Origin of the sequence: Candidatus Xianfuyuplasma coldseepsis, assembly GCF_014023125.1 — a bacterium.
Taxonomy (GTDB): Bacteria; Bacillota_I; Bacilli_A; order Izemoplasmatales; family Izemoplasmataceae; genus Xianfuyuplasma; species Xianfuyuplasma coldseepsis.
In genome coordinates, this window is the sequence record NZ_CP048914.1 from 529,770 (window position 1) to 548,243 (window position 18,474).

The 18,474-nt window shown below is 37.7% G+C and carries 22 protein-coding genes and 1 tRNA gene; 14 read left to right on the forward strand and 9 right to left on the reverse strand.

The window, feature by feature from the left end:
- Nucleotides 1–71: 71 nt before the first annotated feature.
- The 10 genes from G4Z02_RS02455 (at nt 72) to G4Z02_RS02500 (ending at nt 6,824) form a co-directional block, all read left to right on the forward strand.
- Entirely contained in the window at nt 72–1,454 is a 1,383-nt protein-coding gene (locus G4Z02_RS02455) for a hypothetical protein (RefSeq protein ID WP_258878277.1), read from the forward strand.
- Between the two features lie 111 nt (nt 1,455–1,565).
- Nucleotides 1,566–2,078: a Na+/H+ antiporter subunit E gene (locus tag G4Z02_RS02460; RefSeq protein WP_258878278.1), complete on the forward strand. Its 513-nt coding sequence runs from the start codon at nt 1,566–1,568 to the stop codon at nt 2,076–2,078.
- Nucleotides 2,075–2,353 (forward strand): MrpF/PhaF family protein, encoded by a 279-nt coding sequence (locus G4Z02_RS02465; RefSeq protein ID WP_258878279.1) that lies wholly within the window; start codon nt 2,075–2,077, stop codon nt 2,351–2,353. The genes G4Z02_RS02460 and G4Z02_RS02465 overlap by 4 nt, the downstream gene beginning before the upstream one ends.
- Nucleotides 2,350–2,700, forward strand: coding sequence for a cation:proton antiporter (locus G4Z02_RS02470; RefSeq protein ID WP_258878280.1), 351 nt, complete (start codon nt 2,350–2,352; stop codon nt 2,698–2,700). The genes G4Z02_RS02465 and G4Z02_RS02470 overlap by 4 nt, the downstream gene beginning before the upstream one ends.
- Nucleotides 2,690–3,271: a Na(+)/H(+) antiporter subunit B gene (locus tag G4Z02_RS02475; protein ID WP_258878281.1), complete on the forward strand. Its 582-nt coding sequence runs from the start codon at nt 2,690–2,692 to the stop codon at nt 3,269–3,271. Before G4Z02_RS02470 ends, G4Z02_RS02475 begins: the two co-directional genes overlap by 11 nt.
- Nucleotides 3,264–3,956, forward strand: a complete 693-nt coding sequence (locus G4Z02_RS02480; protein ID WP_258878282.1) for an MnhB domain-containing protein — start codon at nt 3,264–3,266, stop codon at nt 3,954–3,956. Before G4Z02_RS02475 ends, G4Z02_RS02480 begins: the two co-directional genes overlap by 8 nt.
- A gap of 1 nt (nt 3,957) precedes the next feature.
- Nucleotides 3,958–4,293: a sodium:proton antiporter gene (locus G4Z02_RS02485; protein WP_258878283.1), complete on the forward strand. Its 336-nt coding sequence runs from the start codon at nt 3,958–3,960 to the stop codon at nt 4,291–4,293.
- A 1-nt stretch (nt 4,294) separates the two neighbouring features.
- Nucleotides 4,295–5,908, forward strand: coding sequence for a complex I subunit 5 family protein (locus tag G4Z02_RS02490; protein ID WP_258878284.1), 1,614 nt, complete (start codon nt 4,295–4,297; stop codon nt 5,906–5,908).
- A gap of 132 nt (nt 5,909–6,040) precedes the next feature.
- Nucleotides 6,041–6,117, forward strand: a tRNA-Pro gene (locus G4Z02_RS02495).
- Nucleotides 6,118–6,215: 98 nt separating this feature from the next.
- The gene (locus G4Z02_RS02500; RefSeq protein ID WP_258878285.1) at nt 6,216–6,824 is read left to right on the forward strand and encodes a hypothetical protein; all 609 of its coding nucleotides are present in this window, start codon (nt 6,216–6,218) and stop codon (nt 6,822–6,824) included.
- A 22-nt stretch (nt 6,825–6,846) separates the two neighbouring features.
- Here G4Z02_RS02500 and G4Z02_RS02505 read toward each other — a convergent pair whose 3' ends face one another.
- Together G4Z02_RS02505 and G4Z02_RS02510 are read right to left on the reverse strand one after the other, a co-directional pair.
- Nucleotides 6,847–7,242 (reverse strand): secondary thiamine-phosphate synthase enzyme YjbQ, encoded by a 396-nt coding sequence (locus G4Z02_RS02505; RefSeq protein WP_258878286.1) that lies wholly within the window; start codon nt 7,240–7,242, stop codon nt 6,847–6,849.
- Nucleotides 7,239–8,408 (reverse strand): DNA glycosylase AlkZ-like family protein, encoded by a 1,170-nt coding sequence (locus G4Z02_RS02510; RefSeq protein ID WP_258878287.1) that lies wholly within the window; start codon nt 8,406–8,408, stop codon nt 7,239–7,241. Before G4Z02_RS02510 ends, G4Z02_RS02505 begins: the two co-directional genes overlap by 4 nt.
- Before the next feature lie 131 nt (nt 8,409–8,539).
- Here G4Z02_RS02510 and G4Z02_RS02515 point away from each other — a divergent pair, with 131 nt between their 5' ends.
- Nucleotides 8,540–10,936: a beta-glucosidase family protein gene (locus tag G4Z02_RS02515; protein ID WP_258878288.1), complete on the forward strand. Its 2,397-nt coding sequence runs from the start codon at nt 8,540–8,542 to the stop codon at nt 10,934–10,936.
- A 38-nt stretch (nt 10,937–10,974) separates the two neighbouring features.
- Here the strand turns inward: G4Z02_RS02515 and G4Z02_RS02520 are convergent, their stop codons facing one another.
- The 5 genes from G4Z02_RS02520 to G4Z02_RS02540 form a co-directional block, all read right to left on the reverse strand.
- Nucleotides 10,975–11,613: a deoxynucleoside kinase gene (locus G4Z02_RS02520; RefSeq protein ID WP_258878289.1), complete on the reverse strand. Its 639-nt coding sequence runs from the start codon at nt 11,611–11,613 to the stop codon at nt 10,975–10,977.
- 85 nt (nt 11,614–11,698) lie between these two features.
- Complete coding sequence (locus G4Z02_RS02525) at nt 11,699–12,469, reverse strand: nucleoside phosphorylase (RefSeq protein ID WP_258878290.1); 771 nt, start codon at nt 12,467–12,469, stop codon at nt 11,699–11,701.
- Nucleotides 12,462–13,310 (reverse strand): P-loop NTPase family protein, encoded by an 849-nt coding sequence (locus G4Z02_RS02530; protein ID WP_258878291.1) that lies wholly within the window; start codon nt 13,308–13,310, stop codon nt 12,462–12,464. The genes G4Z02_RS02525 and G4Z02_RS02530 overlap by 8 nt, the downstream gene beginning before the upstream one ends.
- Nucleotides 13,300–14,103 carry a CPBP family intramembrane glutamic endopeptidase gene (locus tag G4Z02_RS02535; protein ID WP_258878292.1) on the reverse strand — a complete coding sequence of 268 codons (804 nt, stop codon included), beginning with the start codon at nt 14,101–14,103 and terminating at the stop codon, nt 13,300–13,302. Before G4Z02_RS02535 ends, G4Z02_RS02530 begins: the two co-directional genes overlap by 11 nt.
- A gap of 78 nt (nt 14,104–14,181) precedes the next feature.
- Nucleotides 14,182–14,985: a prolipoprotein diacylglyceryl transferase gene (locus G4Z02_RS02540; protein WP_258878293.1), complete on the reverse strand. Its 804-nt coding sequence runs from the start codon at nt 14,983–14,985 to the stop codon at nt 14,182–14,184.
- Nucleotides 14,986–15,160: 175 nt separating this feature from the next.
- On the opposite strand from G4Z02_RS02540, the gene G4Z02_RS02545 reads away from it, so the two are divergent.
- Together G4Z02_RS02545 and G4Z02_RS02550 are read left to right on the forward strand one after the other, a co-directional pair.
- Nucleotides 15,161–15,640 carry a hypothetical protein gene (locus G4Z02_RS02545; protein ID WP_258878294.1) on the forward strand — a complete coding sequence of 160 codons (480 nt, stop codon included), beginning with the start codon at nt 15,161–15,163 and terminating at the stop codon, nt 15,638–15,640.
- Between the two features lie 56 nt (nt 15,641–15,696).
- Nucleotides 15,697–15,855, forward strand: a complete 159-nt coding sequence (locus tag G4Z02_RS02550) for a helix-turn-helix transcriptional regulator (RefSeq protein WP_309544606.1) — start codon at nt 15,697–15,699, stop codon at nt 15,853–15,855.
- Nucleotides 15,856–15,882: 27 nt separating this feature from the next.
- Here G4Z02_RS02550 and G4Z02_RS02555 read toward each other — a convergent pair whose 3' ends face one another.
- Nucleotides 15,883–16,509, reverse strand: coding sequence for a hypothetical protein (locus G4Z02_RS02555; RefSeq protein WP_258878296.1), 627 nt, complete (start codon nt 16,507–16,509; stop codon nt 15,883–15,885).
- Nucleotides 16,510–16,637: 128 nt separating this feature from the next.
- On the opposite strand from G4Z02_RS02555, the gene G4Z02_RS02560 reads away from it, so the two are divergent.
- A complete protein-coding gene (locus G4Z02_RS02560) occupies nt 16,638–17,594 on the forward strand; it encodes a serine hydrolase domain-containing protein (protein ID WP_258878297.1) in 957 nt (318 codons plus the stop codon).
- 26 nt (nt 17,595–17,620) lie between these two features.
- On the opposite strand, the gene heR is transcribed toward G4Z02_RS02560, so the two are convergent.
- Entirely contained in the window at nt 17,621–18,418 is a 798-nt protein-coding gene (gene heR / locus G4Z02_RS02565; protein WP_258878298.1) for a heliorhodopsin HeR, read from the reverse strand.
- Nucleotides 18,419–18,474 lie beyond the last annotated feature (56 nt).

Consider the following 18,474-nt stretch of genomic DNA (forward strand, 5'->3'; position numbering starts at 1 on the left):
TTTTTTATGCTTTTGAATATGATAAAATATACATAAAGAGACCTACTAATTTAGTACACAAGGAGAACCCAATGAACGACGCCTTAGTGATTCAAAAGAAAGTATTTATCAGTGCGATTGTGATATTAGTCGTATTATTGATTGGAACTGGGATTATTACATACTTTATCCCAAGTGGTAGTTACCGGTATGAACTCATAGATGGTGTTAAAACGATTATCCCTGGTACGTTTCAATATACCGATACCGGAAATATCGCTTTTTGGCGTATTTTTACGGCACCATTTGAAGTCCTTGGCGCAGAAGGCAATGTCATCATTATAGCGATTATTGTATTTCTCCTGATTATTGGTGGTAGTATTACCGTTTTGAACAAGGTTGGAATTATTGAGCATATTATCTATAAAATCATTGATACATTTCAAGATAAAAAATACGTTTTACTGTCTGTTATCACATTGATATTCATGTCGATTGGGGCATTCATTGGTGTCTTTGAGGAAATCGTACCATTGGTTCCGATCATGATTGTTCTGAGTAAGAAATTAGGATGGGACACAAAGATCGGACTAGGGATGAGTATTTTGGCAACGGGATTTGGATTTAGTGCGGCCGTTACCAATCCATTTACGATTGGTGTAGCCCAGGAACTTGCAGGATTACCAATCTTCAGTGGGTTTTTGTACCGATTGGTAATATTCTTCATTGTCTATGGACTCCTTATTGGTTTTTTATTGGTTCATGCAAAACGGATTGATCAAACGGTGAACGAAGAGATTTCAACAGAACATACAGTTCCAAACAAACGAGCGTTGTTGTGGGTATTCCTATGGTTGGGAATCATGATTATAAGTATTGTTGTTTCTCCCTTTGTTGCATTCTTACAAGACTACAATTTAGTATTAATTGCCCTCTATTTTCTAATTGCTGGTATCGGGGTTGTATTACTTGGTTTTGAGGACAAAAAAGTAGGGTTTAAAGCGTATTTAAATGGGTCATTATCCATGGCTCCAGGAGTCATCTTAATTCTACTAGCTACTGGCGTTAAACACATTATTACTATAAGTGGTGTGATGGATACGATCCTATATAATTTGGTTGTCGTAGTGGAAAACGATCCTAAGTTTATCGTGTTATCGGGAGCATACTTATTTACGTTATTGGTGAACTTCTTTATAGGAAGTGGAAGTGCCAAGGCATTTTTGATTATTCCAATATTGAATCCACTACTGGACTTATCTGCAATTCCGAGGCAACTAGGGGTACTGGCGTTTCAACTTGGGGATGGGTTTAGCAACCTATTTTATCCGACAAATGCGGTACTATTGGTGTCGTTAGGGTTGGCTAATTTCAGTTATGTGAAATGGTTCAAATGGACCGTAATTCTTCAAGTTATTATTGTTGTCCTATCCCTACTATTTCTGTGGATTGGACTAGAGATTGGATATACCTAATCCTATTAATCTTTTTCGTGATGCAGTGGTTTCGTACTGTATCACTTTTTGATAGAACGTGGATATGATATAATATTCTTGATTATAATTACTATAAATTAGGAGTGGTTCATGATGTGGTCGTATATCAAATTACGCTATAAACTATTTGTGGTCCTGTTACTGTTTTGGTTTCTTCTTCAACTGAATGTTCGATTGGAAACCATCCTCTTAGGAGTGCTTGTCAGTGCTTTTATTACTGTTAGTAGCTATAATGTGCTATATGATGAACAGGGGTATCGGTATCATGGGATTCGATTTGGAGCGTTGGTTCGATATATTGTCATGTTATTTATTGAGATCTATCGAGCTGGTTTTCGTTATATAACCAATCTACTATTTCGACATTATGAACCCGTTGTATTTACCATGCATCTTGATGTCGATGATCCGGTATTACTTAGTATCATTGCCAACTCGATTACATTAACGCCAGGAACCATCTCGATTGAAGTCGATACGATACACTATATGATCACGGTCATGACGATGGCCAAAAAAGGAACATCGATTAAAGAACTGGAACAACCGATTCACGATAAGTTTGAAAAACTTCTGAAACCAAAGGAGGGTTCAAACGTATGAATGAAATCATAGATGTCATGTTACTGTTAACACTTTGTGTTCTTGTATTGGCTATCTTTGCTAGTTTTATCCGTCTAATTATTGGTCCGACGATTTGGGATCGGATTTTGATGGTGAATCTGATTAGTGTCAAAGTGGTCTTATTCGTTGCGATTTATGCCATTTATTTAGATAGTACTTTAATGTTGGATATTGCGATTAGTTATGGTGTTATTGGGTATTTAACCATCACCCTTCTATCCAAATATATCATGACAGGAGGGCGTGAACGATGACCATTATTCAAGGTGTTTTAATAATAATCTTATTAGTGTTGTCGTGGGGTTTCATCGTCTTTGGCATGGTTTCGGTTTTTAAATTAAAAAATCTATATACACGAATACTATCTGCAGCGACCATTGATAGCATGGCAAGTTTAACGATTTTAATCGCTTTACTCGTAGCAGGAATCACGGAGTATGAGTTTGTGATACGGTTGCTGCTCTTAATTGGCTTCTTACTAATTACGAATCCAATCAGCTCCCATGTAAATATTCGTAGCGCTTATATTACCGGATATGATGTGCAATCACTACAAAAACATGGCGACAACATAACGGTGGGTGATGTCGATGGATTCTAGTGTCATGATCCAATGGATTGCCTATGCACTCCAGGCCATTCTTATTGTCCTTGCGATTGCGATTGTACTACATAAAAACAATGGTACAATCATCATATTAATCGCTTCTTTCAGTTTGGTAACAGCCAGTTTATATATCATTAATAAAGCGCCTGATGTAGCAATTGCAGAGATTGCGATAGGGAGTGCAATCATTCCATTAATTTATGTAATAAGCATTTCAAGACAACGCGAGTTTATTGTCCTTGATAAGACGATGGACGATTTTATTATCACCGATGATCAGTTGTCTGGGATCGGGTATGTTCTCTTACATCGATTAACCGATTTCTATCATTTGGAGTTAAATATTACCAATGATTCGGGATTGTGTTATTTGGATGAGCATATGGATAAAGTGGTCTGTGAGCAGACCAATGTTGATATGATTGTATCAAAAGATGAGGTGACGGGAGAGTATATTTTCAAAGGAAAAAAATCCAGTGTTCTCATGCGGCGTTTAGAGACCATTGTACAACCATTTGACAAGATAAGGGTCGAACTGTTTGAGGATGGTGATTTTGGTGATTAAAAAAGGATACATCCTTCTATTATTGGTATTTATTCTAACGATGTTTATAATGGTAGCAACGGATTTAGAACGTTTATACAATTCATTTGGTCGTCAATATTTTGAAAATAATGGTTTTTTCGAAACCGGATCGCGCAACCTTGTAACAGCAATCTATCTAGACTATCGTTTAATTGACAGCATCTTTGAAGCGGGTATATTATTGATTGCTGTAGCAGGAATAATCTGGATCAGTAAGCACGATTTATCGGAGAAGAATGTGGAGTTTATGATTGATCGGTTTAAAACTCCTGATTTGTTTATTACCTTTAGTCGAATTGTATACCCGTTGATGTTACTATTTGGATTTTATGTCATTATCAATGGGCATGTATCTCCTGGCGGAGGATTTCAAGGTGGGGCCATTGTCGCAACTGGAATCTTGATCCTCTACTACATTAATAGCGATCGCGAGACAAACATCAAACAAATTGTTACAATTGAAAAATTGGTGTACTTCTTAATTATCCTCGTGGCTTCACTTAGTCTTTTTACCAAAGGTGTGCCATTTACTAATTTCATTCCCATCAGTCGTGGTACAGAGATACAGTCATTGTATCTAATTGTATTAAATGTATTGATTGGGTTTAAAGTCGCTCTCGGTCTTTGGACGATTTTTACAGCATTTTTAAGGGAGGGACGATAATATGAATCCAATCCTTACATTTGTGGTTGTCCTAGTAGGTTTTTATGGATTATCCACTAGTAAAAACATTATCAAAAGTATTTTTTCGGTCACGATTATTGAATCGGGAATTATTTTGTTATTTCTCAATATAGGTAATTTGAATGGTGGAACAATTCCGATTATTACCGATACAACAACGACGATTGTGGATCCGTTACCGCAAGCATTAATGATTACCACAATTGTCATTGGGTCGACAGTTACCGCGTTAGCCTTGATGCTGTCAATTAAGGTTTTTCATCAATACGGTACCTTAGATTGGGCGATTGTATTACGCCGGAAGGACGGTGAATAAGATGTTGTATGTTCCCGTTTATCTTGTGTTTATTCCGATTATAAGCTCGATGATTATCTTTATTTTTAGACAAAAAGCGATATTGTCATTAGCGTTCGTGGCTCAAAGTGTGATGTCTGTTCTAGCAATCTTGTACTTTGTTCAATATCAAGATGATCTCTCGCAAACGATGTTTACTTTTGGAAACTGGAATCCAATGATCGGCATTGGATTTGTCAATGATTCGATTAGTATGCTGTTTGTCTTTTTGACGATCTTTATGTGGTGGATGATACTGCTATATACCTTCCATTACCATAACGATCATCGCAATTTCTTGTTTTTCTTGTTATTCTTAGAGGGGATTTTCCTAGGACTACTCCAAACCAATGATTTGTTTAACATGTTTGTTTTCATTGAATTAATCACAATTATTGTGACGATTTTAGTTGCCTATGAAAAAGCCGGAAACAGTTTCCGTGCAGCCATTTACTATCTACTGATTAACACCGCTGGGATTTTGTCTTTTCTACTTGGTATCATCCTCATTTACTATTCGTTTGGTAACATCAATATCACGATTGTAACTTCAATGATGAGCAACGCATCGTTGTCTGATACCTTAACGGTTCGTTTTGCATTTGTGTTGATTATCACGAGTATTTCTGTGAAATCGGCAATGTTTCCCTTATTCACATGGCTACCCCGAGCTCATGCGGTGGCAAAAAGTGGTGTATCTGCACTACTAAGTGGTATCGTTGTTAAAGGGGGACTATATGTTTTAATTCGAATGACAATCCTATTTCAACCTGCAGGATATAATATGGATATCATTATTCTCGGTTTAGGTCTGACAACCGCACTCGTTGGTGTTATATTTGCGATGACGCAAACGGACATTAAACAGATTCTAGCATTTCATACTGTTAGCCAAATTGGAATTATGGTCATTGGAATATCGTTTTTAAATGGTGACGGATTTTATGGAGGTGTCCTTCATATTGTCAATCATGCTCTGTTTAAAAGTCTTCTATTCCTTGGGGCTGGTGTCATTATCCATAGGTATAAAACGAAAAAGATTCATGATATCCGAGGTGTTTTTAAAACCATGCCACTCCTTAGCATCTTAATGATCATTGGGATGCTATCGATTACGGGTGCGCCACTATTCAATGGTTTTATCAGTAAATCCATTATTAAGTATGATCTACCACCCTATGCGTACTGGATCTTACAACTTGTGAATCTTGGTACTGCGACAAGTTTTGTCAAATTAAGCCAAATCTTTTTTGGACCGAAGGAAACACTAGAATCAAAGGGTACCGTTTTAGAGTATATACCAATGATTCTATTAGCGGGATCTTCGATTGTTTTAGGAACGATGCACACCCCAATAATGAACGTTCTACTCAATGTTGATCTATCTTATTACAAGAGTTTCTCCATGCAGTATTTGGGAGAATATTTGGTTACAATAGCCCTTGGCTATGTTGTGTATCGTTTTATCATTAACACCTATCATAATGCCGTACGAAAAGTACGGGAGTTTATTATATCCTTTGAAACGGCTAATATTTTATTTCTTAGTTTTCTCAGTGTTATGATCATCTTTTTTGTGCTACTTCCAACATTGTAACACTACATAAATCAATCCTTTTTTTCTTGAAACGACAGGTGTAAAAAATATTAAAATATAGGTTGAAGAAGTCTAACTACGAGATGTAATAAATCCTTTCAAACTCTTCAATTTATGGTATAATATGATGTACGGAACGTAGCTTAGCTTGGTAGAGCGCTTGGCTGGGGGCCAAGAGGTCGCAGGTTCAAATCCTGTCGTTCCGACCATTTGATGATACCAGTAGACGATTATCGTCTACTTTTTTTATGCGAATATGGTAAATCAAAAATATCAGGAGTATACTAGAGGTGTAGGAGGTGTTTATATGAAAAAGATTCTGACATCTTTGGTCGTACTCCTTCTTCTTAGCGCGTGCAAACCAAGTCCTGAAGATTATCTCCCCTATAAAGATATTGAGGTGGATGGATACGCGATTTACACACTCGATCAAGGGGGTCTCTTTTGCAACAGTGAATATGCAGATATTTACTACAGTGGTCCGGTGTATAATTATGGATTCACCTTTACTGCGTGTAGTCATGATATGAACTACTTTATTAAAGTGAATGATGAGTTTATGTTTCTTGGTGAAGCCATTAACCAAGACATTGTATCACTGGATTCACTCCTGCCTTACCTTGAGGAAATTCCTCGCGAATCCGAAGAATTTGAAAGTGATGAGGCGGATTACTATTGGTTGGACTTTCATATTAATCACGAAGTTGTCTATGCTTATGCCGGTGGCGAGTGTGATCAAGCGGGTTCGGAAATCTTTGAGATCAATGGAACGACGTATTCTTATCATGCGACGGGTTGTCTCAAAGATCATATCTTGTATATGAAAGATGAAGGAATGTATATTCCAGTAGCAACCTTGTTAGCAAATGGTACCATTGATGGAGAATATCTGATACCCTTACTCGATGAAGAATGAAAAAAAGTCCAAATTGGACTTTTTAATTTGATATAATTTCAACAACTAGATTGCGGGTACGAGGACCGTCAAATTCACAAAAATAAATTCCTTGCCACATCCCTAAAACTAACTCGTTTTGATGAACGAGAATCGTTTGATCAACCCCTACTAAAGAGGATTTGATATGGGCGTCGCTGTTTCCTTCTAGATGACGAAACTGTTTCATATTGGGAATGATGGTTTCAAGTCCATTAAGCATATCACTCTTTACCGTTGGGTCGGCATTTTCATTGATGGTGATGGCTGCGGTTGTATGTGGTACAAACAATACGACGATGCCTTCTTGAATAGCACTTTCTCGTACTAGCTTACGGATATCACTTGTGACATTAATCATTTGATTTTTCTTGTTTGTACGTACTTGTATCGTTGTCATGGGGATAATACCTCCTTCGGATAATCGATGGATGAAGCCCCGAGGTACGTTGCAAATCGCTGGAGTGCTTCACCCAATAATTGTGTTAGATCATTGGTAACCTCAATTCCTTCTTCCCATTGAATCGAGAGAATCGATAAAGGTTTATTCGACTTGTATTTGTTAAATTCAATACGGCCGATAAACCGATGGCCGCGGATGATTGGGAGAACATAATATCCCCATTTGCGCTTAGCCTTTGGTGTATAGACTTCCCAAATATAGTCGAAATCAAAGAGATCGAGAATTATGGATCGATCCCATATAAGGTTGTCAAGCGGGGCAATAAAGGCAATGGAATCATGTAATTTTATCGGGATATCCAGTGCATCTTTGGGGATGTAGAAGATATCTTTCAATCCTTCAATATGTACTTCTATAATTTTATTTTTTTGTAATAGTCGTTTTAAGGAGGCAGTTCGCTTGGATTTGTTCTTAATATATAATCCACTTAAATGATATCCACTTTTATTACGAATAATTCCAGAAGACTGAATGCGTCGAAGAAGGTAAAAGTCTGTGGCTTCTTCCTCAGAATTAAATGGATCCTCCTCGATAATATTGGGATAGATTTGTTCCATCACTTGATATCGTTTTTGGGTATTCTTTCGACTATGAACTCCGATTTTTCCTTGGTGGAATAAATGATCAATAGCAACCGTTGACGTTTTTGTTTTACTCCAATAATATGAGATGTGATCACCAAGATGAATATCCTTCGATAAAATTGGGCCGTTTTGTTGAATGATGTGATAGACTTCATCGGTAATTTGATGGACATCAAAATCGAAGTACTTTTGGAGTCCCTTTGCATTTTGTCGTGCACGATAGTCGCGAACACGCGTGAAATGAGGTATGTATTTCGATTCATAGATACACATTTGTTTTTCCCATCCATCCACTAAATAACGATCTTGATATAATGCGTCGGATAATTGATTTTTGGTAAACCCCTGTATCCGCGATTGCAGTACTAGTTCAGGATTGGTGCCTACAACATTCAATGGATCAAACTGAATGCATTGTAATCGCTCAAAAACACCTTGTAAGGTGAACGAGTCAGGTGTGTTTATATTGTGGTAGTTTATTACGTATTGTTGTGCTTCATCTTTTGTCCATTGGATCATCAGCTGTCCTCCTCAATTACCTTCATTATATCATAGGTTTTCCCGACTTTATGATGGTTTTTGTGAGGAAATATGATAGACTATATTTGAGTAATACACTGTGATAACAAAACGAATTAGGAGGAATGACAATGTCTCAAAAAGCTCGTGATTTGGTTCAACAAATGACATTGGAAGAAAAAGCTTCATTATTGTCGGGACAAGACTTTTGGTATTTGGAATCGATTGAGCGATTAGGCCTACCATCGATTATGGTGACAGATGGTCCCCATGGACTTCGCAAACAAGCTGGCAACGTCGATATGGTTGGTCTTCAAAATAGTGTTCCGGCGACTTGTTATCCTACTGCTTCACTGTTAGCCAGTACGTGGGATGTTGATCTGTTAACCTCTTTAGGAGAACATCTTGGTGATGAGTGCTTAAGCGAGAAGGTATCGGTATTGCTTGGTCCTGGAGTAAACATCAAACGGCATCCCCTTTGTGGTCGTAATTTTGAATATTTTAGTGAGGATCCAGTACTATCAGGAGAACTCGCAGCTGCCTTTATCAACGGGGTTCAATCAAAAGGGATTGGAACATCACTAAAACATTTTGTTGCCAATAATCAAGAGACGATGCGGATGGCCATTGATACCATTGTTGATGAGCGAACACTAAAAGAACTCTATTTACGGAGTTTTGAAATTGCAGTAAAGAAAGCTCAACCTTGGACGGTAATGAACTCGTACAATAAAGTGAATGGCCTCTATATGAGTGAACATCCTACTCTTCTTAATCACACATTGAAAAACAAATGGAAACATACGGGGTTGGTTGTCACCGACTGGGGCGCTTGTAATAATCGAGTTAAAGGTATTATCGCGGGACAAGATTTAGAAATGCCAGGTAGTTTAGGAATCAACAACAAAAAAGTAATCGCTGCGGTCCAAAACGGTGAGTTAGAAGAGTCGATTGTGGACCAACGAGTCGAACGTATTGTCGATTTAATTTTACAAGCTAAAGAGACGTTAGAGAAACCATCATTTTCATACGATAAAGACAAACATCACGACTTTGCTAGACATGTTGCTACACAAGGAATTGTCCTCTTGAAAAATACTGGTGTTTTACCACTTGATAGTACACAAAGAATCGCGTTGATTGGTGGTTTTGCTGAACATCCGCGCTATCAAGGATCCGGAAGTTCATTGATTAATCCGACAATCGTGAGCACTGCGAAAGAAGCGTTTGAGCAACGTCTTGGAGACCGTTTGTTGTATGCAAAGGGATATGATGTAGCGACGGATCAAATTGATAATACTCTTATCCAAACAGCTGTTGAAGTTGCCAAACAAGCAGATGTTGTTGTGATTATGGCTGGATTAACCGATGCCTATGAGAGCGAAGGTTTTGATCGTGATCACCTTCATCTTCCGATGAATCACAATGCGCTGATTGATGCAATCACCGAGGTGCATGATCAGGTAATCGTAACCCTATCAAATGGTTCTCCTGTCACAATGCCTTGGAAGGATAATGTCCAAGCAATTGTGGAACAATATCTCAGTGGCCAAGCCAGTGGTGAGGCAATTGCTAATATTTTGTTTGGAGAAGTGAATCCCAGTGGAAAACTTGCTGAAACGTTCCCCAATACATTATCGGAGTTTCCTTCAAACCAACATTTTCCTGGGCAAGGTCGGCAAGTTCAATATCGAGAAGGACTGTATGTTGGCTATCGTGCGTACGATTCGATGACTATTGAGCCCTTATTCCCCTTCGGCTTTGGTTTAAGTTATACGACATTTGATTATTCCAATGGACAAGTGGAATCAACAAAAGATACCATTACCGTTCAGATTGACGTAACGAATAGTGGTAGTGTCCTTGGTAAAGAAATCGTGCAAGTATACGTCAAAAAGAAAAACAGTGTCGTGTATCGTCCCGAAAAAGAATTAAAAGGATTCACAAAGATCGAATTACAACCAGGTGAAACCCAAACAGTCACCGTTACGATCCCATTGTTTACATTAAAGATTTTCAATGAGACAAGTCATAAGTTAGAAGCGGGAGCTTATCATATTTTAGTGGGTGCAAGCAGTCGTGATATCCGGTATTCGACAACCATAAACATCGTATCCGATGATATCATTAATCACGATAATGTGGATGCATATACCAACATTTCAAGTACATTTGAGCCATCCTTGGATTCCTTTGAAGAATTGCTGGGGCATTCCGTACCACCAATCCAACCAACAACACCGTATCATATCAATAGTACCGTTGGTGAAGTCAAAAATACATTTATCGGTAAACAACTGCATAAAATCATCCAAAAAAACCTCGGAGATATAATGGGTGGAGATGGTAGTGGTGATGATATGCATCAAGGCTCCAAGCGTATGATAGAGAAAATGGTTGATGAAATTCCATTACGTGGACTGATGATGTTCAGCCAGGGTAAATTATCGGAAGGCCGGATGTATGGGATGATTGAAATGATGAATAAAAAGTATCTAAAAGGTCTATTTCATATCATAAAAGGGTAACAAAAAAACAGCGAACGCTGTTTTTTTTCGGTTTCGTATTACTTAATTTCAGCTAATAATTCCTTAGGAATGGTATTATAGAATGCTTCGATTTCTTGAACCACTCGATCGAACTCTTCTTTGACATAGACATCATCCATACGAAGATATAAGATCTTCTCTTTTGGTACTTGGTAGTTCTTGAAAATGCGATCCAATACGTCATAATAATTCCGGTAATGGAAGGTTAAATATTCCTGTTGGTCTTTTTCAATGTCACGACCACGCTTACGAACGTTTTCGAATAACTTATCTTCTTCATTGACTAAGACTAGGTGAATGTCAACATCCGGTAGGCGTTTTAAATGCTCATCAGCAATCGCATAGGTAAGTGCAACTTCATAAGCCGACATAATACCCTCTAAACGTAATAATTCGGTAAACACCAAGTTGGAAAACAATGTCGAATCAAAGACACACTTTTGCTCATGTCGTGATTTCCACATCAATAAGAATAATGAGGAATAAAATGCATTTTGACTTAATAAGGCAAATGTTTCTTTATCTTCATAAAAGAGTGGTAGAAACTCATTGTTCTCGACAGGTTCTTCAATAAGTGGTACCTGATAATGTTCTGAAAGTAGTTTTGCTAAGGTTGATTTTCCTGAACCAATGGGTCCAATAATTCCGATTCTCATAGTGGTCTCCTTATATGCTTTATATTAGAATTATACAGAGTTTTACGAGACAAGTAAATACCCGCTTATAAAAACACTGAATCTATTATTCTTCTTGGGACAATGCGATGGCGATATCGATAATAATCTGATTAATAGTATCCTTTATCATTTGGCGGTCTTGACGAAATCCCGACCATCCTTGTTGTTTGACAATGTCCGAAAAGTACAGGACTTGAGCAAATGGTAATTGATAGTACCTACAGACAGCGGCCATACTGGCACATTCCATTTCGACAGCTACGGCACCTTGTTCTTGACGAATCTCCATCCGACTAGGTGTCTCACGATAGAACGCATCTGTTGTCCATGTGATTCCCTCGATATATTGCAGTTGTCGTTTACGTAATTCTTGTTCAATATGTTGGGTTAAGTTCGTATCCGTTGCTACATATAAACTCGGTTCAAGATAATGATACGATAATCCTTCGTCACGAATCGCTTGGTTGACAAGGAGAAAGTTGCTCGCATCAATATCACCGATTAAGCCACTACTTCCACAAGCGATAAATCGTTTGATACCAAAGGCGATCAATTCTTCAATCAACCCTCCAGCAGCAGGTCCTCCAAGTGGAGAAAAAGCCAAGACGATTTGATTGTCATAGACATATTGGGGGACAACTGTCGATGCGCCAATGAAATTGAACAATACGGTCGATTTTTCCAATAAATCCGGGTGAGGATGGTGATCAAAAAAGATGACCGAGGTGGTGATGTGTGACGGTAGTTTCTCAACGTCCTTTAACGCATCTTTTGCTTGAATAATACCGTCTTCTTGCAATCCATTTATCTCGGTTATTGGGGTCTTCTTATTCATTGGTTTCCTCCTTTTGAATCATCTCGGTAAAAACACGATCATAATCCTCTTCTGGTTCAAATACATGTGAATCAACTGGTAAATCATCTAAGATAGAACATTCCGTTTCTTGACGATACGTACCATAGCGAATCATTCCTTCTATTCCAGTAAATTGGAGTTCTTCTGCGTATTTCGTCGTATCTAAATAACGAATGACATTGTCAATCCAGTCACGGTATAGATCGGGTTGATCGCTTCGTCGTTCTTCAATGATGCGATGAAACGTCCGCTCTATATTGTTTTGTTTGATATAGTAGATAACGGGTTTTTGGTTGTTGATTTGTTGTAATAATGTCTCAATATACTGATACATATCATGATAAGATGCATTATGATTTAAAACTAATTCAGTGATGTGATTTTGCAGTAGAATACACTCGAAAATATAAAGCTTCCTCGGATCAAAATGGAGATTGAAATAGGACCACCGTTTGATGTGGACATCTAAGAATCGTTGAAGATCGGTATAACGATAGACTTCAAATTGCTCCATGTAATCATAAAATTCTTGTGTTACAGATGGGTGAGAAACCCTTGTATAGGCACTGATGTACTTCCCATCTTCAATCGAGGTCACACTACGTAAGGCCTCTTCTATATTGGGAAACCGTTGTATGATTTCATCGAATTGATCCTTTGTACAATAACTACACCAAGCTAAGTCAATTGGATGTAAATCACCTTCATTAAAGAGCGCAACATCCACACCTTGTTGTTCATAATGTTTTTTGAGTCGTCTCGCAAACGTCGTCTTCCCACTTCCAGGTAACCCTTCGATGAATAGAATATTATGCTTCATTGGTAAACTCCCTTGGGGTGTATAGGTCTTCCATCTCTTGTGGATCAATGGATAAATACACGCGAATATAATACAAAATGACAATTAGAGCGAGAACTGTAGTTATGATGATCGTCAGAATATCAAATTGATGTACCACAGTTCCAACCGACATAAAGAACAGTCCCGCGATATTATAGATGGTATGAAGTAAAACGCTATACCAGAGGTTATGCGTTTTTAGAAAGACTACCGCAAACAGCATCCCCATTAAGAAGGAATAGCCCACTTGAAGTAGTGTTTGACCTACCGATGCACCAGCAAATAAGTTCACAAGATGGACGACACCAAATAACATAGAAGAACCAATTATCGCATATAAAATCCCTTTTTGAGAGTGTTCAAACCGTTGTAATAATACCATCAGTAATGCTCCACGAAAGATTACTTCCTCAAAGAAACCAATGCTGACACAACTTACTAAAAACAATAGGATATAACCTGTTGATTCCGTAATTTCTGTACGTCCCGATATCGTAGCAATAATCGGAAAATTATTGATAGCTACTAGTAATCCTGGGATCAAGACAAGCAGTTGTGCTCTTGTTGTTTTAGCGAATTGAAATAGATGCTTATACCCTAGTGATATCAATACTAAAACGAATACAAAACCACCTAAAAAACGCATGATTGTATCTTCAATCAAGACGGTTTTGGCAACGGAACTGGAAAACGGAATCTCGGTAAATTGGAGAACTCCCATCAGTACAATAATCATTGCTATAAGGATGGTGATGCGATTCATTCTATTCATATCAATACTCCTAACAGTAGTACTATATTCAATTATACCGTATCATCCAATGAAAATATAGGTGATAAAAAAAGATGTTCAGCGAACATCTTTTATTTGAAGGGATTGTTTTTGTTTATGATGGTATATTAAGTATACACCAAACAATAACATCAATAAACTCATGAATTGAGACGGCGTTGGGAAAATGTTGTATTGTGTTTCATATAAAGGAAGTAATACACCACGTTCGTCACCACGAATAAACTCTACTATAATCCGCCAGATTCCATATCCAATGAGGTATACTTCAACTTCACGATTCTTAAATGATTGAACATAATGTAATGCCCCAAATAGAATAAACAAGAAGGCAGACTCAAACAACTGCGTTGGATAAACTGCTGCATCAGGATATAAGTCGTGCGCATGGCCATGGGGGAAAATTACACCCAAGAACGATTCTGTGGGAACACCAAAACAACAACCGGCAAAGAAACAGCCTATGCGTCCAAATGCATGAGCTAGAACAACCCCGGTGATAATGGTATTAAGAATCGAACGTAAATCCTTTTTCTCATAGGGATAGAAGTATTTGTATAGTAACAAGAAGGTCGCAATTCCACCGAACAGACCCCCTAAGAACGTAATCGATCCAAAGGCAAGTTCACCTTCTGCGAGTGAATGGAACACTCCATCAAATACATACGATGAAAACAATGCAACGATTAAACTGATCGCAATCAGTAATAATAATCGATTGGTTTCTTGATGGGAATACCCATCGCGTTTTTCAAATCTTGGAATGATATACAAAAACATAAACAAAATACCAACCATAATCATGACGTCATATAGAGGTATCGTATAACCGAAGATATCGGGTAGTAAAAATGGATACATGTCATCATCTCCTTGTATCGAAATTATACCATAGAATGTCCAGTATTTAAGCGAAGTTTTCAATTAGGAAGATAGATTTTTAAAAAAATATGTAAAGTTTACTTGACTTTTAGTATATTTTATTTTACACTATGTATGTAGAACTTGACACAAACAACAATAAGGAGGTATTACCATGTCAATTCAAGAAAAACGTGTATTAGCAAACTTGCTTAGCACGATAGTTATTACAACCATTTTTGCAATTATTGTCTATAACCGATATATGGATTTGGAGTCCACTACCGAAAGTGTAATGAAATTTTGGGCAACGGCACTTCTACTCTTTATCCCTGCCAGCATTACCGCTCGGATTATAGTAATGATTCTATTTAGTATCGGAAATGAAATTGCTGGAGAGATAAAGAAAGAACTCACTGGTGAAGACACCGATAAGAATGATTTGCATATAATGGATGAACGCGATAAAGTCATTGATTTACTTGCTACAAGAATCTCATTAGTTGGTTTTAGCGCTGGATTCATTATCGCGCTTGCAACGCAAGTAATGGACTACTCTGTCACCGTGTTCTTTGTCACAATGTTAATTGCTGGATTCGCAAGTGATGTCTTGGCAGAACTATATAAAATAAGTAAGTATCGGGGATGGTTATAGTGACGAAATACGTGGTCCAAAATAAGGTGCGAGAACTGCGATTCTTTCATGGCGAAATGTCCCAAAAGACACTAGCAGAGACCGTTGGTGTATCACGACAAACCATTGTTGCCATTGAAAAAGGGAAGTATTCGCCAACTCTAGAACTAGCCTTTCGAATTGCGATGGCATTTGACAAACGTGTTGATGAAGTCTTCTATATGGAGAAAGCATAGTAAAAGAGCAGAAATTTTCTGCTCTTTTTAATTTAAATAATCGTCTGGAATATAGAAATTTGTTTTACCAATTTCAGCGTAGAAGTACTCCGTCAAAACGACTTCCTTACCATCTGCAAACGTAAATTCTACTGCGTGATCGATATAGCCATCATTATCGATCCGTACTTTTATATACAAGTTATCATTAGTCAATGCTTGAACAACTTGGTAATCTCCTTCAATCGTTGTATTCTCGATATCGTAATAGTTTTCAAGGTTTGATAGCAATCGCAAGTACAGTCCGTAATCAATCGCACCGGCATAATTAATATCTCCTTGATATTCCCATGTATCATCGGATGAATTATAGGTATATCGGCCACCGACGTTTGGATTGCCTGCATAATATTGAAGATAGGTTTCGGTTGTCGTTGTTTCATTATTCATTTCAATGTACACACCATAATCACTAAATGCGTAGTTATACGTGATTACATACCCACTAGACGGATCCAAAAACAATAAATCATATCGTACATATTGGCTCGTTCCATTGGTATATCCATAAGACTGATCAATCACAGTTTGCAAGTCCCACTTTTCCGCATTATAGCGACATGATGAAAGAAATAATACAAGAACAATGGTAACAGCTAACATGACTTTTTTCATACAATCACTTCCTCAGTATATGATTATATCACAAACAATTCTATTTCGAAAAATCAAATCCATGATTTGTGAAAATTATGTGGGTCTCTTTTCATGAATTTGGTATACTATGTACAAGGAGTGATTCGATGATTACTAGCGGTACGTTATACATTCGCACGAAAGATTCAGTAGAACATACTCAGTATGGATATCGTGACATCGCCAACAACATACCCATAAATGAAACGACACGCTTTCCAACGGCCTCAGCAGGAAAGGTGTTTGTTGCTGTAGGCATTTTACAGTTGATTGAACGAGGAAAATGTCGACTTGATTCGACACTTCAAGAACTGCTTGATATTCCCCTAGGAAAGATTGATCCCGATGTTACCATTTATCATCTACTTACGCACACATCTGGTGTTCCCGATTACTGTGATGAGAGTAAGTTTCCCAATTATGCGGATTTGTGGAAAGACTATCCCAACTATAAAATTCGACACAACAATGACCTGCTTCCACTTTTCATTCATGAAGAGATGATGTATCCCAAGGGAGAACGATTCCAATATAACAATTCTGCTTTTGTCTTACTCGCTTCCATTATCGAGGCTTTAACAGATATGCCGTTTGATTGCTATCTACAGCAGTATATTTTCAAACCACTTAATATGACAGATACAGGATACTTCGAACTTGATCGGTTACCTGAGAATTGTACCTATGGTTATATCCTTGATGAAGAAACCAATGAATATTATACAAACATCTACAGTATTGATGTCAAAGGTACTGGTGCGGGTGGTGCTTTTACAAATGCACTGGATATTGCGAAGTTCTGGGATGGATTACTATCACATAAATTACTTTCAGAAGACATGACAAAAACGATGCTTCATAAAGAACAAGACGCAGGTAACTGGGGATATGGCCTCGGCATTTGGCTAGATACGAACAACCAACCTTGTTTTACCGGAGAAGACCCCGGAGTGACATTTATCACAGGATATGATCGAATAAACAATCGGTTGATTACAATTATATCCAACAAAGGAGAAGACGTATTTTCACTCTTTTCAAGCCTACAAAAAAAAGACCAATGATGGTCTTTTTGTTTGCAGTGTATTTCTTATGGTTGCAATGCACCAACAAGAACGAGCCATGCTAGTACCGATTTAGCGACTAAGCTTAGAACGATATATCCACGTTCTCCGTAGAGATAATTGGCGAACTTACCTTTTTGTAAGTACTGCATAATCATGTTGATTGGGAAGCTGTTAAACGCTACAAAGTAGGTTCCAACTATCGCCCATACAAACCATGGTGTTGCTTCATTAACTTCGGATGATGCCCCAGATAGATACAGGATAATGGCGATCCATGGAGCAAGTCCAGCAAAACTACCCCATATAAATGGTCCCCAGTTGACATTGGTTTTTTCTTTACCAGAGTTTAATAACTCCATGTCCAGTCCAAACAAGTTCATGGATGCATTAACGATAAAGATCAAGACCAAGGATGCTACGTCGTAAATTCCGAATAGATACGCGATTAAGACGATCATGACACTTGAACTAAGTGCATATTCGAACCAACGGAAACGGTTAATTCCTTTTTCCAAGTCAGCATTGTAAATGTCATTGGTTTTCTTTGGTAACGAGATAATCGCATGCGCAATCGCTGAAATTAATAAGAACGATGCCACAAGTACAAAGAATGGTACTTCAAATAATACTTTGCTCGCTGATTCCAACTCTTGTGTTGTAAAATTGAAATCTAAGAAATTTTGTGTAATCGTAAGTTTAAAATCCCCAAATGCACTAACCGTTAATCCAAGGATAATCATCAATAATCCTTGTACAAGGTGTAATCCCCCCATAATCATGTTAAAGCGTTTTAATGAGGAGGCTGATACTTCTTTTGTCATATTTAATTCTCCTTTAAATTTATTTCAATAATATTATATCGTAATTTTTATAAATA

Bases quoted from the DNA above. Each gene is read 5' to 3' on its own strand.
- G4Z02_RS02465 (WP_258878279.1), top strand. From the start codon at position 2,075: ATGAATGAAATCATAGATGTCATGTTACTGTTAACACTTTGTGTTCTT.
- G4Z02_RS02470 (WP_258878280.1), top strand. From the start codon at position 2,350: ATGACCATTATTCAAGGTGTTTTAATAATAATCTTATTAGTGTTGTCG.
- G4Z02_RS02540 (WP_258878293.1), bottom strand. From the start codon at position 14,985: ATGTATCCATTTTTACTACCCGATATCTTCGGTTATACGATACCTCTA.
- G4Z02_RS02560 (WP_258878297.1), top strand. From the start codon at position 16,638: ATGATTACTAGCGGTACGTTATACATTCGCACGAAAGATTCAGTAGAA.
- G4Z02_RS02510 (WP_258878287.1), bottom strand. From the start codon at position 8,408: ATGATCCAATGGACAAAAGATGAAGCACAACAATACGTAATAAACTAC.
- G4Z02_RS02505 (WP_258878286.1), bottom strand. From the start codon at position 7,242: ATGACAACGATACAAGTACGTACAAACAAGAAAAATCAAATGATTAAT.
- G4Z02_RS02475 (WP_258878281.1), top strand. From the start codon at position 2,690: ATGGATTCTAGTGTCATGATCCAATGGATTGCCTATGCACTCCAGGCC.
- G4Z02_RS02520 (WP_258878289.1), bottom strand. From the start codon at position 11,613: ATGAGAATCGGAATTATTGGACCCATTGGTTCAGGAAAATCAACCTTA.
- G4Z02_RS02525 (WP_258878290.1), bottom strand. From the start codon at position 12,469: ATGAATAAGAAGACCCCAATAACCGAGATAAATGGATTGCAAGAAGAC.
- G4Z02_RS02460 (WP_258878278.1), top strand. From the start codon at position 1,566: ATGATGTGGTCGTATATCAAATTACGCTATAAACTATTTGTGGTCCTG.
- G4Z02_RS02535 (WP_258878292.1), bottom strand. From the start codon at position 14,103: ATGAATAGAATGAATCGCATCACCATCCTTATAGCAATGATTATTGTA.
- G4Z02_RS02545 (WP_258878294.1), top strand. From the start codon at position 15,161: ATGTCAATTCAAGAAAAACGTGTATTAGCAAACTTGCTTAGCACGATA.
- G4Z02_RS02515 (WP_258878288.1), top strand. From the start codon at position 8,540: ATGTCTCAAAAAGCTCGTGATTTGGTTCAACAAATGACATTGGAAGAA.
- G4Z02_RS02550 (WP_309544606.1), top strand. From the start codon at position 15,697: ATGTCCCAAAAGACACTAGCAGAGACCGTTGGTGTATCACGACAAACC.
- heR (WP_258878298.1), bottom strand. From the start codon at position 18,418: ATGACAAAAGAAGTATCAGCCTCCTCATTAAAACGCTTTAACATGATT.
- G4Z02_RS02555 (WP_258878296.1), bottom strand. From the start codon at position 16,509: ATGAAAAAAGTCATGTTAGCTGTTACCATTGTTCTTGTATTATTTCTT.
- G4Z02_RS02530 (WP_258878291.1), bottom strand. From the start codon at position 13,310: ATGAAGCATAATATTCTATTCATCGAAGGGTTACCTGGAAGTGGGAAG.
- G4Z02_RS02490 (WP_258878284.1), top strand. From the start codon at position 4,295: ATGTTGTATGTTCCCGTTTATCTTGTGTTTATTCCGATTATAAGCTCG.
- G4Z02_RS02485 (WP_258878283.1), top strand. From the start codon at position 3,958: ATGAATCCAATCCTTACATTTGTGGTTGTCCTAGTAGGTTTTTATGGA.
- G4Z02_RS02500 (WP_258878285.1), top strand. From the start codon at position 6,216: ATGAAAAAGATTCTGACATCTTTGGTCGTACTCCTTCTTCTTAGCGCG.
- G4Z02_RS02455 (WP_258878277.1), top strand. From the start codon at position 72: ATGAACGACGCCTTAGTGATTCAAAAGAAAGTATTTATCAGTGCGATT.